11 protein-coding genes and 1 tRNA gene are annotated in these 13611 nt (G+C 70.3%); 6 read left to right on the top strand and 6 right to left on the bottom strand.

The genetic code is table 11. The features are described 5' to 3' along the window. Positions 1–336: 336 nt before the first annotated feature. Positions 337–735 carry a chorismate mutase gene (locus ACH4PU_RS21205; RefSeq protein ID WP_398274035.1) on the top strand — a complete coding sequence of 133 codons (399 nt, stop codon included), beginning with the start codon at positions 337–339 and terminating at the stop codon, positions 733–735. Positions 736–961: 226 nt separating this feature from the next. Continuing rightward, the gene (gene pepN / locus ACH4PU_RS21200; protein WP_398274032.1) at positions 962–3478 is read left to right on the top strand and encodes an aminopeptidase N; all 2517 of its coding nucleotides are present in this window, start codon (positions 962–964) and stop codon (positions 3476–3478) included. Positions 3479–3585: 107 nt separating this feature from the next. Here pepN and ACH4PU_RS21195 read toward each other — a convergent pair whose 3' ends face one another. Then, positions 3586–4140 carry a F0F1 ATP synthase subunit B gene (locus tag ACH4PU_RS21195; protein ID WP_398274029.1) on the bottom strand — a complete coding sequence of 185 codons (555 nt, stop codon included), beginning with the start codon at positions 4138–4140 and terminating at the stop codon, positions 3586–3588. Between the two features lie 251 nt (positions 4141–4391). Between ACH4PU_RS21195 and ACH4PU_RS21190 the strand changes: the two genes are divergently transcribed. After that, on the top strand, positions 4392–5822 hold the full coding sequence (locus ACH4PU_RS21190) for a lysine N(6)-hydroxylase/L-ornithine N(5)-oxygenase family protein (RefSeq protein WP_398274026.1): 1431 nt from the start codon (positions 4392–4394) through the stop codon (positions 5820–5822). On the opposite strand, the gene ACH4PU_RS21185 is transcribed toward ACH4PU_RS21190, so the two are convergent. Next, positions 5778–7610 carry a bifunctional metallophosphatase/5'-nucleotidase gene (locus ACH4PU_RS21185; RefSeq protein WP_398274186.1) on the bottom strand — a complete coding sequence of 611 codons (1833 nt, stop codon included), beginning with the start codon at positions 7608–7610 and terminating at the stop codon, positions 5778–5780. The two genes, ACH4PU_RS21190 and ACH4PU_RS21185, sit on opposite strands and share 45 nt — an antisense overlap. A gap of 222 nt (positions 7611–7832) precedes the next feature. Between ACH4PU_RS21185 and ACH4PU_RS21180 the strand changes: the two genes are divergently transcribed. Together ACH4PU_RS21180 and pyk are read left to right on the top strand one after the other, a co-directional pair. Beyond that, positions 7833–8525: an SIMPL domain-containing protein gene (locus ACH4PU_RS21180; protein WP_185943685.1), complete on the top strand. Its 693-nt coding sequence runs from the start codon at positions 7833–7835 to the stop codon at positions 8523–8525. Positions 8526–8680: 155 nt separating this feature from the next. After that, positions 8681–10117, top strand: coding sequence for a pyruvate kinase (gene pyk, locus ACH4PU_RS21175; RefSeq protein WP_185943686.1), 1437 nt, complete (start codon positions 8681–8683; stop codon positions 10115–10117). Between the two features lie 15 nt (positions 10118–10132). Here the strand turns inward: pyk and ACH4PU_RS21170 are convergent, their stop codons facing one another. Beyond that, entirely contained in the window at positions 10133–10921 is a 789-nt protein-coding gene (locus ACH4PU_RS21170; protein ID WP_398274021.1) for a helix-turn-helix domain-containing protein, read from the bottom strand. Between the two features lie 86 nt (positions 10922–11007). Continuing rightward, positions 11008–11091 (bottom strand) — tRNA-Leu (locus ACH4PU_RS21165). An 89-nt stretch (positions 11092–11180) separates the two neighbouring features. Between ACH4PU_RS21165 and ACH4PU_RS21160 the strand changes: the two genes are divergently transcribed. Then, entirely contained in the window at positions 11181–11840 is a 660-nt protein-coding gene (locus ACH4PU_RS21160; RefSeq protein ID WP_185943688.1) for an ANTAR domain-containing response regulator, read from the top strand. Between the two features lie 81 nt (positions 11841–11921). On the opposite strand, the gene ACH4PU_RS21155 is transcribed toward ACH4PU_RS21160, so the two are convergent. Next, the gene (locus ACH4PU_RS21155) at positions 11922–12638 is read right to left on the bottom strand and encodes an ABC transporter ATP-binding protein (protein ID WP_398274017.1); all 717 of its coding nucleotides are present in this window, start codon (positions 12636–12638) and stop codon (positions 11922–11924) included. Next, the gene (locus tag ACH4PU_RS21150) at positions 12635–13558 is read right to left on the bottom strand and encodes an ABC transporter ATP-binding protein (protein WP_398274183.1); all 924 of its coding nucleotides are present in this window, start codon (positions 13556–13558) and stop codon (positions 12635–12637) included. The genes ACH4PU_RS21155 and ACH4PU_RS21150 overlap by 4 nt, the downstream gene beginning before the upstream one ends. Positions 13559–13611: the final 53 nt, after the last annotated feature.

Here is a 13611-nt window from a genome sequence, read left to right as displayed (position 1 = left end):
GTCGGCCCGCCCGAGCGGCCCGGGCCGCGCCCATCCTGACCCACACCGGGGGCCGCCGTCACCGGGGCGAGGGGCGCGACGAGGGGCGTACCACCGGGCCACCGGACCGCCGGAGCACGGGCCGCGACACCGTCCGCCGCCCGGCACCCGCCCCGCCTTCCGTTCCCTCTCTCGATCCACCTCCTGCCTCACTGGCCCCGGTCGTCCCACTCGCCCCGCTGGTCCTCTCCTCCCGGCCATCGGCCGCCGCCCCCGCGCCTTCCGGGGCCACCGGACCGGCACCGGCCGGATCATCGAGTCGGCATGGGCCGCCCGTTGCGCATAAGGTCGGTCGATATGAACGACAGCACCAATTCCGACCGCCCCGGCGCCGACCGCTCCGGCCCCGTCCCGTCCGGCGATGCGGGTCCGGCCGCCACCGCCGCCGCGGCCGGAGCGGGCGCGCCCGACGACGCCGTGCGGGCCGAGCTCTCCCGGCTGCGGGACAGCATCGACAACATCGACGCCGCGGTGATCCATATGCTCGCCGAGCGCTTCAAGTGCACCCAGCAGGTCGGCCACCTCAAGGCCGCGCACAAGATGCCGCCCGCCGACCCGGCCCGCGAGGCCCGCCAGATCGCCCGGCTGCGCCTCCTCGCCGAGAACGCGAAGCTCGATCCTGCCTTCGCCGAGAAGTTCCTCAACTTCATCGTCGCCGAGGTCATCCGGCACCACGAGACCATCGCCCGCGCCTGACGGCCGTCCGCCCTCCGGAGAGCCCCGGCGCCCACGCCGGGGGCGCTCCCGCGGACGGCCGGGACCGGGCCGCCGGCCCTCGCCGTCCCCGCCGGCCCCCGCACACGCACCGCCTCCCCCCCGGCCGTGCCTCCGCCGGCCGTCCGCGGGCCCGGACGCCGTCCCCCGCGCGACGGTCAGGCCCACTCCCGAAACGCCTCGTCCCCCGTCGGGGAGCTGCGGCAGCATGGCCCCCATGACCGTACTGACGCGCGACGAAGCACAGGCCAGGGCCCGGCTCCTGGACGTCCACAGCTATGACATCGACCTCGATCTCACCCGCGGCGAAGAGCGCTTCCGCTCCACCACGGTCATCCGCTTCCACGCCCGCACCCCAGGCGACACCTTCGTCGAAGTCCGCCCCGCCGCCCTCCTGAGCGCCACCCTCGACGGCCGCCCCCTCGACACCGCCACCCTCGACGACAACCGGCTCCCCCTCGCCGCACTCACCCCCGGCGACCACGAACTCCGCGTCGAGGCGGACATGCGCTACTCCCGCACCGGCGAGGGCATGCACCGCTTCACCGACCCCGTCGACGGCGAGACCTACCTCTACACCCAGCTGTTCCTCGACGACGTCCAGCGCGTCTTCGCCGCCTTCGACCAGCCCGACCTCAAGGCCGTCTTCTCCGCCACCGTCACCGCGCCCCCCGCCTGGACGGTCCTCGGCAACACCGTCGCCACCCGCGTCGGACCGCCCACCGAAGGCCGCTGGAAGCTGCCCGCCGGCCGGCCCCTCAGCACGTACTTCGTCGCCTTCGCCGCCGGCCCCTGGCACACCGTCCGCACCGAACACGCCGGGCTGCCCTTCGCCCTGCACTGCCGGCGGTCCCTCGCACCGCACCTGGACGCCGACGCCGAGGAACTCCTCGACCTCACCCGCCGCTGCTTCGACCGCTTCCACCAGATCTTCGACGAGCCCTACCCCTTCGACTCCTACGACCAGGCGTTCGTCCCCGAATACAACTTCGGCGCCATGGAGAACCCCGGACTCGTCGTCCTCCGCGACGAATACGTCTTCCGCTCCGCCGCCACCGACACCGAGCGGCAAACCCGCGCCGTCACCATCGCCCACGAAATGGCCCACATGTGGTTCGGCGACCTCGTCACCCTGAAGTGGTGGGACGACATCTGGCTCAACGAGTCCTTCGCCGAGTACATGGGTTACCAAGTCCTGGCCGACGCCACCCATCTCACCGGCACCTGGACCGAGTTCGGCATCAGCCGCAAGGCCTGGGGCTACGCCGCCGACCAGCGCGAGACCACCCACCCCGTCGCCCCCGAACCCGGCGCCGTCCACGACACCGCCACCGCCCTCCTCAACTTCGACGGCATCTCCTACGCCAAGGGCGCCTCCGCCCTCCGCCAACTCGTCGCCTGGCTCGGCGAGAAGGACTTCCTCGCCGGCATCAACGCCCACTTCACCCGGCACCGCTTCGGCAACGCCACCCTCGCCGACTTCCTCGACTCCCTCGCCGGCGCCACCGAACGCGACGTCCACGCCTGGGCCGCCCGATGGCTCCGCACCACCGGCGTCGACACCCTCACCCCCCGGATCACCACCACCGACGGCGGCTGGGAACTCACCGTCGACCACGAGGGCAACCGCCCCCACCGCATCGCCGTCGGCCTCTACGACCACACCCCCGACGACACCGGGCGCCTCACCGCCCGCGCCCGCACGGAGATCGACCTCCCCGGTCCCCCCGGCCCCGCCCTCACCGGCACCGGCCCCCGGCCCGCCCTCGTCCTCCTCAACGACGGCGACCTCGGCTACGCCAAGATCCGCCTCGACCCCGCCTCCCACGACACCGCCCTCGGGGCCCTCTCCGGCCTGCCCGACCCCCTCACCCGCGCGGTCGTCTGGAACTCCCTCCGCGACCAGGTCCGCGACGGCCTGCTGGCCCCCGCCGCCTACCTGCGGGCCACCCGCGACCACCTGCCGCACGAGACCGACAACGCCGTCGTCGAAGGCGTCCTCACCTTCGCCCGCGACCAGATCGCCGACGTCTACCTCCCGGCAGGCCACCGCGACGACGCCCTCGCCGCCCTCCGCGACACCTGCCACGACCTCCTGCGCCGCACCGAGCGCGGCATCGCCCCCGGCCCGCGCCTCGCCGCCGTCCGCACCCTCATCGACAGTGCCGCCACGGACGCCGCCCTCCACGACTGGCTCCGCGCCGGCAGCGTCCCCGGCGGACCCGCCCTCGACCCCGAACTCCGCTGGCGCGTCCTCACCCGCCTCGCCGTCCTCGGCGCCGTCACCCCCGACGCCATCGACACCGAACTCGCCGCGGACCCCAGCGCCACCGGCCGGGAAGGCGCCGCCCGCTGCCGCGCCGCCCTCCCCGACCCCGCCGCCAAACAAGCGGCCTGGCACGCCCTCTACGAGGACGACAGCCTCTCCGCCTACCTCTGGACCGCCACCGCCCAGGGCTTCTGGCAGGCCGAACAGCTCGACCTCACCCGCCCCTACCGCGACCGCTACCACCCCGACGCGACGGCACTCGCCGCCCGCCGCGGCACCGCCCTCGCCAAAGCCGCCGGCAACCATGGATTCCCCCGTCCCCACATCGACCACGACACGCTGCGCCTCGGCGAGGAATGCCTGAGCGGCACGGAACCGACCCCCGCGCTCAGGCGGCAGCTCCGCGACCGGCTCGACGACCTCCGTCGAGCCCTCACCGTTCGCTACGCACAGTGAACACCACTCCACTGACAATGACCCCCGCCGACCCCGCCACGGCATGACAAAGGCGCCCGCACCCCGGTCGGGGGTGCGGGCGCCAGGCCCGAAAAACGCTGCCTACGTCAGCCGCGCTTGTCCTCGATCGCGTCCGCCGGCTCGGCCCTGCGGAGCTCCTCCAGGAAGCGGTCCACGATGCCGCTCTCCCGCGCGTACGTCTCGACCGACTCGCCGACGATGCGGCCCGCCAGCTCGGTGGCCAGCGCACCGACCTGCTCGCGCAGCTGCGCCTCGGCCATCGTGCGCTCCGCGTCGATCATCGCGTGACCGGCGGAGATGATCTCGTCGCGCTGGCGCTGGCCCTCGGCCCGCAGCTCGGCGATGATCGCGTTGCCCTGCTCGACCGACTCCTGGCGCAGCCGCGCGGCCTCGTGCCGGGCCTCGGCCAGCAGCGCCTGGTACTCGGCGTGGACCCGCTCCGCCTCGGCGCGCGTCTCCTCCGCCTCGCCGATGCGCCCCTCCGTGGCCTGCTCACGCTCGGTGAGGACCTTGTTGATCCGGGGCAGGATCCCCTTCGCGATCACCGCGAAGACGAGGAAAAACAGCACCAGACCGAGGACGAGCGGGGCAACGTCCGGCTTCAGCGGTCCGATGTCGAGAGCGAGGTTCATCATGGCCATGAGGTGCAGGGTAGTCGAAGCCGCCCCCGGGGCGCGCCCCGCACCCCGTCCCGCGCCCCTTTGCCGTGCGCGACCCCCAACTTCCCGCCCGCGCGCGGACCGTACCCCCATCGGGGGAAACATCCCCCACAAGGCGTCACGCCGCAGGTACAGCCGGTAGCTTGAAGCGGTCCTGATGTATCGAACAAAAAGGGCATAAACGACTTGTCCGGCTGTGTTCGCCGCCGCCCACGGGAAGGCCGCACCCCCGCATGAGCAACCCCCCGAGCTCCGACCACACCCCCGACGCGCCCCTCGACTTCGCGGGCATCGGCATCGGCCCCTTCAACCTCTCCCTGGCCGCCCTCGCCCACCCGCTGTCCGACCTCCACGCGGCCTTCTATGACGAGAATCACACGTTCCGCTGGCACCCCGGGCTGCTCATCGACGGCGCTCGCATCCAGGTCCCCTTCCTCGCCGACCTCGTGACCCTCGCCGACCCCACCAGCCCCTGGACCTTCCTCAACTACCTCAAGACCCGCGAACGCCTCTACCCCTTCTACTTCGCCGAGCGCTTCCACATCACGCGCGCCGAATACGACGCCTACTGCCGCTGGGTCAGCGAGAACCTCACCGGCCTCCACTTCGGCCACCACATCGACGCCGTCCGCTGGAACCCCGAACGCGTCCTCTTCGAAATCGACTACACCCAGCTCGACCGCGACGGCGAGGCCGAAGCCCTGGGCCGCACCTACGCCCGCAACGTCGTCCTCGGCATCGGCACCACCCCCGACATCCCCGAGCCCCTCCGCCCCCTCGTCGAGGCCCACGGCGTCCCCGTCCACCACTCCGCCGACTACCTCGACCACCGCGCCGACCTCCTCGCCGCCGACCACGTCACCGTCATCGGCTCCGGGCAGTCCGGCGCCGAGATCTTCCTCGACCTGCTCCGCCACCGCCCCGTCGGCCGCGAGAAGCTCCACTGGCTCGCCCGCACCCCCGCCTTCGCCCCGACCGAGACCAGCCGGCTCGGCCGCGAACACTTCACCCCCGACTACGGCCAGTACTTCCACGCCCTCCCCGAACCCGTCCGCGACCAAGCCCTGCCCCAGCAATGGCAGCTCCAGCAGGGCATCGACCCCGCCACCATCACCGCCATCCACGACGAGCTCTACCGCCGCAGCCTCCACGGCGGCTGGCCCGACACCACCCTCACCCCGGGCGTCTTCGTCCGCACCGCCGGACGCGTCGGCACCACCCGCGTCGAGCTCCACCTCGAACACCACCAGCAAGGCACCCGCTCACGCCTCACCACCGACGCCGTCGTCCTCGCCACCGGCTACCGCGAACGCCGCGTCGACCGCCTCCTCGCCGCCCTCGACCCCTACATCCGCCGCGACTCCGGCGGCCGGCCCCGCATCGACGCCCAGCACCGCCTCGTCCTCGACCCCTTGGTCAAGGGCGCCGTCCACGTCCAGAACGCCGAAACCCACGCCCACGGCATCGGCAGCTCCGACCTCGGCCTCGCCGCCTGGCGCAGCGCCACCATCCTCAACGCCGTCACCGGCACCACCCACTACCCCCTGCCCCACCGCACCGCCTTCACCACCTTCGGCCTGGAGCCGCGGCCCACGCCACGGCCCCACACCGCGTCCGCCTCAGAAAAGCGGCACACCATCCCGCGTCAGCTTCCAGTCCACTGACGCGAACTTCGCCACATCGATCACCTGCTGGGCCTTCACCCAGCCGATGATCGTGTTACGGATCTCCTCCGAATTCGCCCACACCTGCTTCGCCCGCGCCACATGCGGGAAATTACCGCCGCCGCTCGCCCGGTAGTTGTTCACCGCCAGCACGAACTGCGCGGAATCGTCCAGCGGCTTCCCGTCGAACAGCAGCTTCCCGATCCGCGCACCCGGCGCCTTCGCGATGTCGATCTCGTAGGAGAGGCCACTCACCACGTCGTAGTTGTAATCCGGAATGCTCTCCGCGTTCGTGAGCTTCGCCGGATCCACCGGCGCACCCGCCGGCGTCCGCACGTAATACCGCGCCGAGAACTCCAGGTACTCCCGCAGCTGCGCACCGGTCAGCACCCGGGCTTCCAGCGTGTTCTCGAACGGATACAGCCCCGCCACCTGACGGACCGACACCGGCCCCGCAGGAACCGCCGCCGTCCGCGAGAAACACGACGCCTGCGACAGCACCGGCAACGACGCGTACGCCGTACCCCTCAGCGCCGAACGCACCGTCTCCGCCTGGACGTGATTGATGAAATCGATGATCGGCGTGTCCCGGTACGGCGCCTCCGCCGCGTCCATCACCGCCGTCGACGTCCCGATCCGCTGGTTCACATAGGCCACCACCTTCCGGTGCTGCCCCCGCACCAGACCGGTGACCGTCGCGTCCTCCTCGGCCGTGTTCGAGTTCAGCACCTTCGACGACACCGACGCGACCTGCCAGCGGCCCCGCTCCCACACCAGATCGAAGTCGAACAGCGTCAACCGCTGCCCCCACTTCAACGGCTCGGACAGCACCACCGGCCGACCCGTCTCCTTGTTCACCACCCGGTACTCCGGCACCTCCACATGGGCGTGCCCCACGAGAATCGCGTCGATCCCCGGCACCCGCTCCGCCACCAACGCCGCCGCGTTCTCCACATAAGGCAGCGCGTCACCGTAGGACGACGTACCGCTCATCCCCGAATGCGCCGACACGATCACGACGTCCGCACCCATCGACCGCAGCCGCGGCACCCACTTCGCCGCCTGCTCCTCAAGGCCCGGGAAAACCATCTTCCCCTGCACATTCGCCTTGTCCCAGATCGCGATCCCCGGATTCGTCAGACCCAGCACCGCCACCCGCACATCACGCCCGTGCGGCGTCCGCATCCGCTTGATGACATACGGCCGGAACGCCGGCCGCATCGTCTTCGCGTCCAGCGCGTTCGCGCCCAGCAACGGGAAGTGGCACTGCTGCTCGAACTTCCGCAGCACCGGAATGCCGTAATTGAACTCGTGGTTGCCCAGCGCCGCCGCGTCATATCCCATGGAGTTCATCGCCAGCGCCATCGGATGCACCGGGCCGCGGGCCCCGGTGATCGGCTCCACCCGTGCGTAGTAGTACGCGAGCTGCGTCCCCTGAATCGTGTCGCCCGCGTCGATGAGCAGCGTGTTCCGCCGCCCCTTCTCCTTGCGGACCTGCTTCACCAGCGTCGAGATCTTCGCCAGGCCCACATCGTTGTGCGCCTTGTCGTCGAACTCGGCATCGGTGAAATAGTCCCAGTTGAAGACGTTCCCGTGCAGATCCGTGGTGCCCATGACGGTGAACGCGTACCGCTTCGTCCTGCCGTGCCCGCGGCCCCCGTGCGCTCCCTGTCCCGCGAGGGGCTGCTCGGCGGCCGCCGCCGACGCGGCGCCCACCGCACCGGTGAGGGCCACACCCGCCCCCGTAGCAGCCGTACGCCCCAGGAAACGCCTGCGGTTCAGCGGCATCGAATTCCCCATCCCTTTACCTGTCACCTGACGATCTCACCGCGGCCGGCCGAGAGCCGGCCGCGTCCGACAGCGGCACCGGACGGCCGCAACACCACGAACCCCCGGTACAACGCGCGTAGATTCTGGCCCCCACAGGCGCCATGGCAACACCCTTACAAGGTTGCGATCCGATGACTCCGGACAGTCCCGCCGACGAACACGGACTGGGACGCTAGCCCCATGACCGCAACCGAGCCGTTGCCCTACGGAACCCCCGACACGCCACGCGTCGCCGTCCGGGGCGAGGCGCACCTCGAAGTCGACCCCGAAATCGCCCGCCTCGGAATCACCATCAGCGCCCGCGGCACCGACCGTCACAAAGCCCTGGACGACCTCACCCGACGCAACAACCACATCATCGAACTCCTCAAAACCCACGGCGACGCCGTCGAGAAAATCGAAACCGGCGCCGTCACCATCACCCCCCAACTCAACGACAAAGGCCGCCACGAACGCATCCGCGCCTACCGCGGCCACGTCCACCTCACCGCCACCCTCAGCGACTTCACCATCCTCGGCGAACTCACCACCCGCCTCTCCGACCTCGAACTCACCCGCATCGACGGCCCCTGGTGGGCCCTGCGCGCCAACTCGCCCGCCCACCGCGAAGCCCGCCGCCAAGCCGTCCACGACGCCGTCCAACGCGCCCGCGAATACGCCGAAGCACTCGGCTCCCACCTCGTCGCCCTCGTCGAGCTCGCCGACACCGGAGCCGAACACCCCGCCCCCGCCGCACCCCCCGCCCGCCCCGCCATACTCCGCAGCGCCGGCTACGCCGGCTCCGCCCCACCCGCCCTCGACCTCGAACCCCAGCGCCAGAGCGTCTACGCCCACGTCAACGCACGGTTGACCATGACCCCGCCGATCCTGTGAACCGGTGCGCGCGGGGGCGTTGACAAGGTCTCCCGCCGCTCATCGGAGCGCCCCCGCGCACGTTTCACTAGTTGTCAACAGACCTTTACCCAACGGACTTTGGGTGGCCGTGTCCGGCAGATTCTCTACCCGCCGGTAGGTCATAAGGTCGTGCCATGCGCCGAGCGAAAATCGTCTGCACCCTGGGGCCCGCCACCGACTCGTACGAGCAGATCAAGGCCCTCGTCGAAGCCGGCATGGACGTCGCCCGCTTCAACCTGAGCCATGGCACTCACGCCGACCACGAGGCGCGGTACGAACGGGTGCGCAAGGCCGCCGAGGAGACCGGCCGCAACGTCGGGGTCCTCGCCGACCTTCAAGGCCCGAAGATCCGCCTCGGCCGGTTCCTCGAAGGCCCGGTACTCCTTGAACGCGGCGACACCTTCACCATCACCGTCGAGGACGTCCTCGGCGACCGCCACCGCTGCGGCACCACCTACGACGGCCTCGCCGCCGACGTCACCCGCGGCGAACGCATCCTCGTCGACGACGGCCGCGTCACCCTCGAGGTCACCGAAGTCAACGGACCGCGCGTCCACACCGTCGTCCTTGAGGGCGGCATGGTCTCCGACCACAAGGGCCTCAACCTCCCCGGCGTCGCCGTCTCCGTCCCCGCCCTCTCCGAGAAGGACGTCGAAGACCTCCGCTGGGCCATCACCACCGGCGCCGACATCGTCGCCCTCTCCTTCGTCCGCAGCGCGCGGGACATCGACGACGTCCACCGCGTCATGGACGAGGAGGGCCGCCGCCTCCCCGTCCTCGCGAAGATCGAGAAGCCGCAGGCGGTCGAGAACCTCGACGGCATCGTCGCCGCCTTCGACGGCATCATGGTCGCGCGCGGCGACCTCGGCGTCGAAATGCCGCTCGAAACGGTCCCGATCGTCCAGAAGCGCGCCATCAAACTGGCCAAGCGCAATGCCAAACCCGTCATCGTCGCCACCCAGATGCTCGACTCCATGATCGACGCATCCCGCCCCACCCGCGCCGAGGCATCCGACGTCGCCAACGCCGTCATCGACGGCACCGACGCCGTGATGCTCTCCGGCGAGACCAGCGTCGGCAAATACCCCATCGAAACCGTCCGCACCATGAGCCGCATCCTCCAGGCGGCCGAAGAGGACATCCTCGCCCAGGGGCTCCCCCCGCTCACCGAACGCAGCAAGCCCCGCACCCAGGGCGGCGCCGTCGCCCGCGCCGCCGCCGAGATGGGCGACTTCCTCGGCGCCAAGTTCCTCGTCGCCTTCACCCAGTCCGGCGACACCGTCCGCCGCCTCTCCCGCTACCGCTCGCCCATCCCCCTCCTCGCCTTCACCCCCGAACCCGCCACCCGCTCCCAGCTCAACCTCACCTGGGGCGTCGAGACCTTCCTCGGGCCCATGGTGCAGACCACCGACGAAATGGTCAGCCAGGTCGACGAATACCTGCTCCGCATCGGACGCTGCCGCAAGGGCGACATGGTCATCATCACGGCCGGCTCCCCGCCCGGCACTCCTGGTACGACCAACCTCGTGCGGGTGCACCACATCGGGGAGGACGACGGGCCGAAGGGGTAGGCGAGGCCTGGGGGATCAGTATTTCGGGCCGATGTGGGCGTCCATGAGGGCGACGGAGGCGCGGCGGGCGACCGAGATGTTGTACGGGTCGGCGCCGCGCCGGGTGATCTTCCAGGCGACACCGACCTTGTCGAGGGTGTCGCAGTAGAGCTGCCGGATGTCGTCGGACTTGTTGGTGAAGAGGTAGCGAGGATACTCGTAGCGTTTACTCACTCCCTGGACGGCTCTGGTGGTCCAGTTCGTGATGCGGCAGCCGTCGGAGTGGATGAGTCCGCGAACGAACTCCCAAGGGCGGGCGTTGACGATCTGCTGCTGCCAGGGTTCGAGTGCGATCCGGCGCTCGTGCTTCTTCCCCGGCCCGTGCTGGGGGAACAGGCACCACAGGTGTTTCGAGTAGACCTTCACGTTGCGGCAGCCGGTCCGCCTGACGCGGCAGACCTTGTTGTCGGGCAACACTGCTTGCATGGCCGCTTCGCATGCGTCCATGAGCCCGGGCCAGTCCTCGGCACAGGTGATCATCAGGCTCGGCGCTCGGTGCTGGGAGTACTGGATGATGTGGCCGTCACCCAGGTAGAGGCCGAGCAGGTAGGAATACGCCGCCTCGTCCAGCGCACGGCCGTGGCATCGTGGGCACTGGGGGTCTGGGCGGCCTGGGCAGTCCCCGCGTCTTGAGCGGTCGACGTGCAGCCAGTAGCCGACCGTGCCGATGGGGACGCCGAGTCTTCGTGCTACGTCGGCGTTGGACACTCCGGAGTGGAGAAGATCGAGAGCCTTCTGTCGCACTGCGCTGCCGTGAAACTCCATGCCATCACAGTGCGTTACAGAATGTGAGCGTGGAGTAGAGGTGGGTAAAGTTCACGAGAAGGTGAACATCCGCTTTTACTGTTAAGTGCCGGGTATGGGATTCGAACCCACATGTCCTCGCGGACAGAGGTGTTTGAGACCTCCGCGTCAACCAGTTGCGCCAACCCGGCTGGACAGGCTGTGAGCAGCATACCGTGTGAGCATCGAGGGTCCCTACTAGGTAGGCTCATACACATCACCTGCTTGACCGAGGAGACCCGTGAGCGCCGCCGAGCCCCAGCCGCCCGTCGACGACGAGCCGCAGCACACCCCTCCGCACACCACCCGTGTCGTGATCGCCGAGGACGAGGCCCTCATCCGCCTTGATCTCAAGGAGATGCTCGAGGAAGAGGGCTATTCCGTCGTGGGTGAGGCGGGCGACGGGGAGACGGCGGTCGCGCTGGCGCGGGAGCACCGGCCGGATCTGGTGATCCTGGACGTGAAGATGCCCGTGCTCGACGGGATCTCCGCGGCCGAGCGGATCGCGGCCGAGTCGATCGCCCCCGTGCTGATGCTCACCGCGTTCTCGCAGCGTGAGCTCGTGGAGCGGGCGCGGGACGCCGGGGCCATGGCGTACCTGGTGAAGCCGTTCAGCAAGAGCGACGTCGTGCCGGCGATCGAGATGGCCGTCTCGCGGTTCACGGAGCTGAAGGCGCTGGAGAAGGAGGTCGCGGACCTCTCCCAGCGGCTGGAGACGCGCAAGCTGGTGGACCGGGCGAAGAGCGTTCTGCAGACGCAGTACGGGCTGACGGAGCCGGCGGCGTTCCGGTGGATCCAGAAGACGTCGATGGACCGCCGGATGTCGATGCAGCAGGTGGCGGAGGCCGTCATCGAGGACGCCCGGGAGAAGAAGGCGGCGAAGGAGCAGCAGTCGCAGTAGTGGCTGGTGAGTTGGGTGTGGGGTCCGTGTCCTGATGGGGGCGCGGACCCTTCGTGCTGCTCGGGGGCTGTGGGGTTGCGGTCAGTCCTCGCCGAGGTACGCCTTGCGTACGGACGTGTCGCCGAGGAGTTCCGTGCCGGTGCCGGAGAGGACGATGCGGCCGGTTTCCATGACGTGGCCGTGGTCGGCGAGGGTGAGGGCCGCCTGGGCGTTCTGTTCGACGAGGAGGATCGTCGTGCCGTCGGCCTTGAGCTCGGCGATGGTGGTCATGATCTTCTGCATCATGATCGGCGAGAGGCCCATGGAGGGTTCGTCGAGCATGAGGAGTTTGGGGCGGGACATCAGGGCGCGGGCCATGGCGAGCATCTGCTGTTCGCCGCCGGAGAGGGTGCCGGCGGGCTGGCGGGCGCGTTCGCCGAGGATGGGGAAGAGGCCGTAGGCGCGCTCGACGTCCTGGGCGATGGCGGCGGTGTCCTTGCGGAGGAAGGCGCCGAGCTGGAGGTTCTCGGCGATGGTGAGGCGGGGGAAGATGTGGCGGCCTTCGGGGGAGTGGGCGAGGCCGAGGGCGACGATGCGGTGGGCGGGGACCCGGGTGAGGGGTTTCCCGTTGAAGCGGATGCTGCCGGCCGTGGGGCGGAGGAGGCCGGAGAGGGTGCGGAGCGTGGTGGTTTTTCCGGCGCCGTTGGTGCCGATGAGGGTGACGATCTCCCCGGCGTGGACGGTGAAGGAGATGCCCTTGACGGCTTCGATCTTGCCGTAGGAGACGCGGAGGCCGCGGACTTCGAGGAGGGCCGTCATCGGGGGTCGTTCTCCTCGGGGTGGGGGCGGGTCGTGTCGTCGTCCGGGGCCGTCGGTGGGCTCGCGTCCCTCCGGGCCGCTGCCTCCGCCTGGGCGTGTGCCGCCAGGGCCGCCGTGGCGGTCGCCGCTTCCGCCGCCCGGGCCGCTTCCGCCGCCTCGACCTCGGCGGCCTCGTCCTGTCCCGGTGCGCCGTCGAAGGGGGTGCCGAGGTAGGCGGCGATGACGCGTTCGTCGCTCTGGACGGTGCGCGGGGTGCCCTCGACGAGCTTCCGGCCCTGGACGAGGACGGCGACGTGGTCGCAGAGGTTGAAGATGAAGCGCATGTCGTGCTCGATGACGAGGACGGCGATGCCCTGGTCGCGGATGGCGAGGACGAGGCGTTCGGCGGCGCGGGTCTCCTGGGGGTTCATGCCGGCGGTGGGTTCGTCGAGGAGGAGCAGGCCGGGGTCGCTGGCGAGGGCGCGGGCGATTTCGAGCCTGCGCTGTTCGCCGTAGGGGAGGTTGCGGGCGAGGTGGTCGGCCTTGTCGGCGAGGCCGGTGAACTCCAGGAGTTCGCGGGCGCGTTGGTGGGAGGCGCGTTCGGCGCGGTGGAAGCCGGGGCTGCGGAGGAGGGCGGAGAGGAGGCCCTCGTGGGTGCGGGTGTGGCGGCCGACGAGGACGTTCTCCAGGACGGTCATGCTGGGGAAGAGGCGGATGTTCTGGAAGGTGCGGGCGATGCCTGCCTGGGCGACGAGGTGGGGTTTGGCGGGGAGGATGGTGTCGCGGTAGACGACGGTGCCTTGGGTCGGGACGTAGAGGCCCGTGAGGCAGTTGAAGAAGGTGGTTTTTCCCGCGCCGTTGGGGCCGATGAGCCCGACGATCTGCCGGTCGTGCACGGTGAGGTCGACGGAGCGTACGGCGGTGAGGCCGCCGAAGCGCATGGTGACGCCGGTGGCGGTGAGGACGGGTGCGGCACTGGTGGCAGCGGTGGCGT

The sequence above is a fragment of the Streptomyces sp. NPDC021100 genome (assembly GCF_044333095.1).
Classification (GTDB): domain Bacteria; phylum Actinomycetota; class Actinomycetes; order Streptomycetales; family Streptomycetaceae; genus Streptomyces.
Note: the sequence above shows the minus strand (reverse complement) of the source record. Positions and strands in the feature narration are given on the sequence as shown.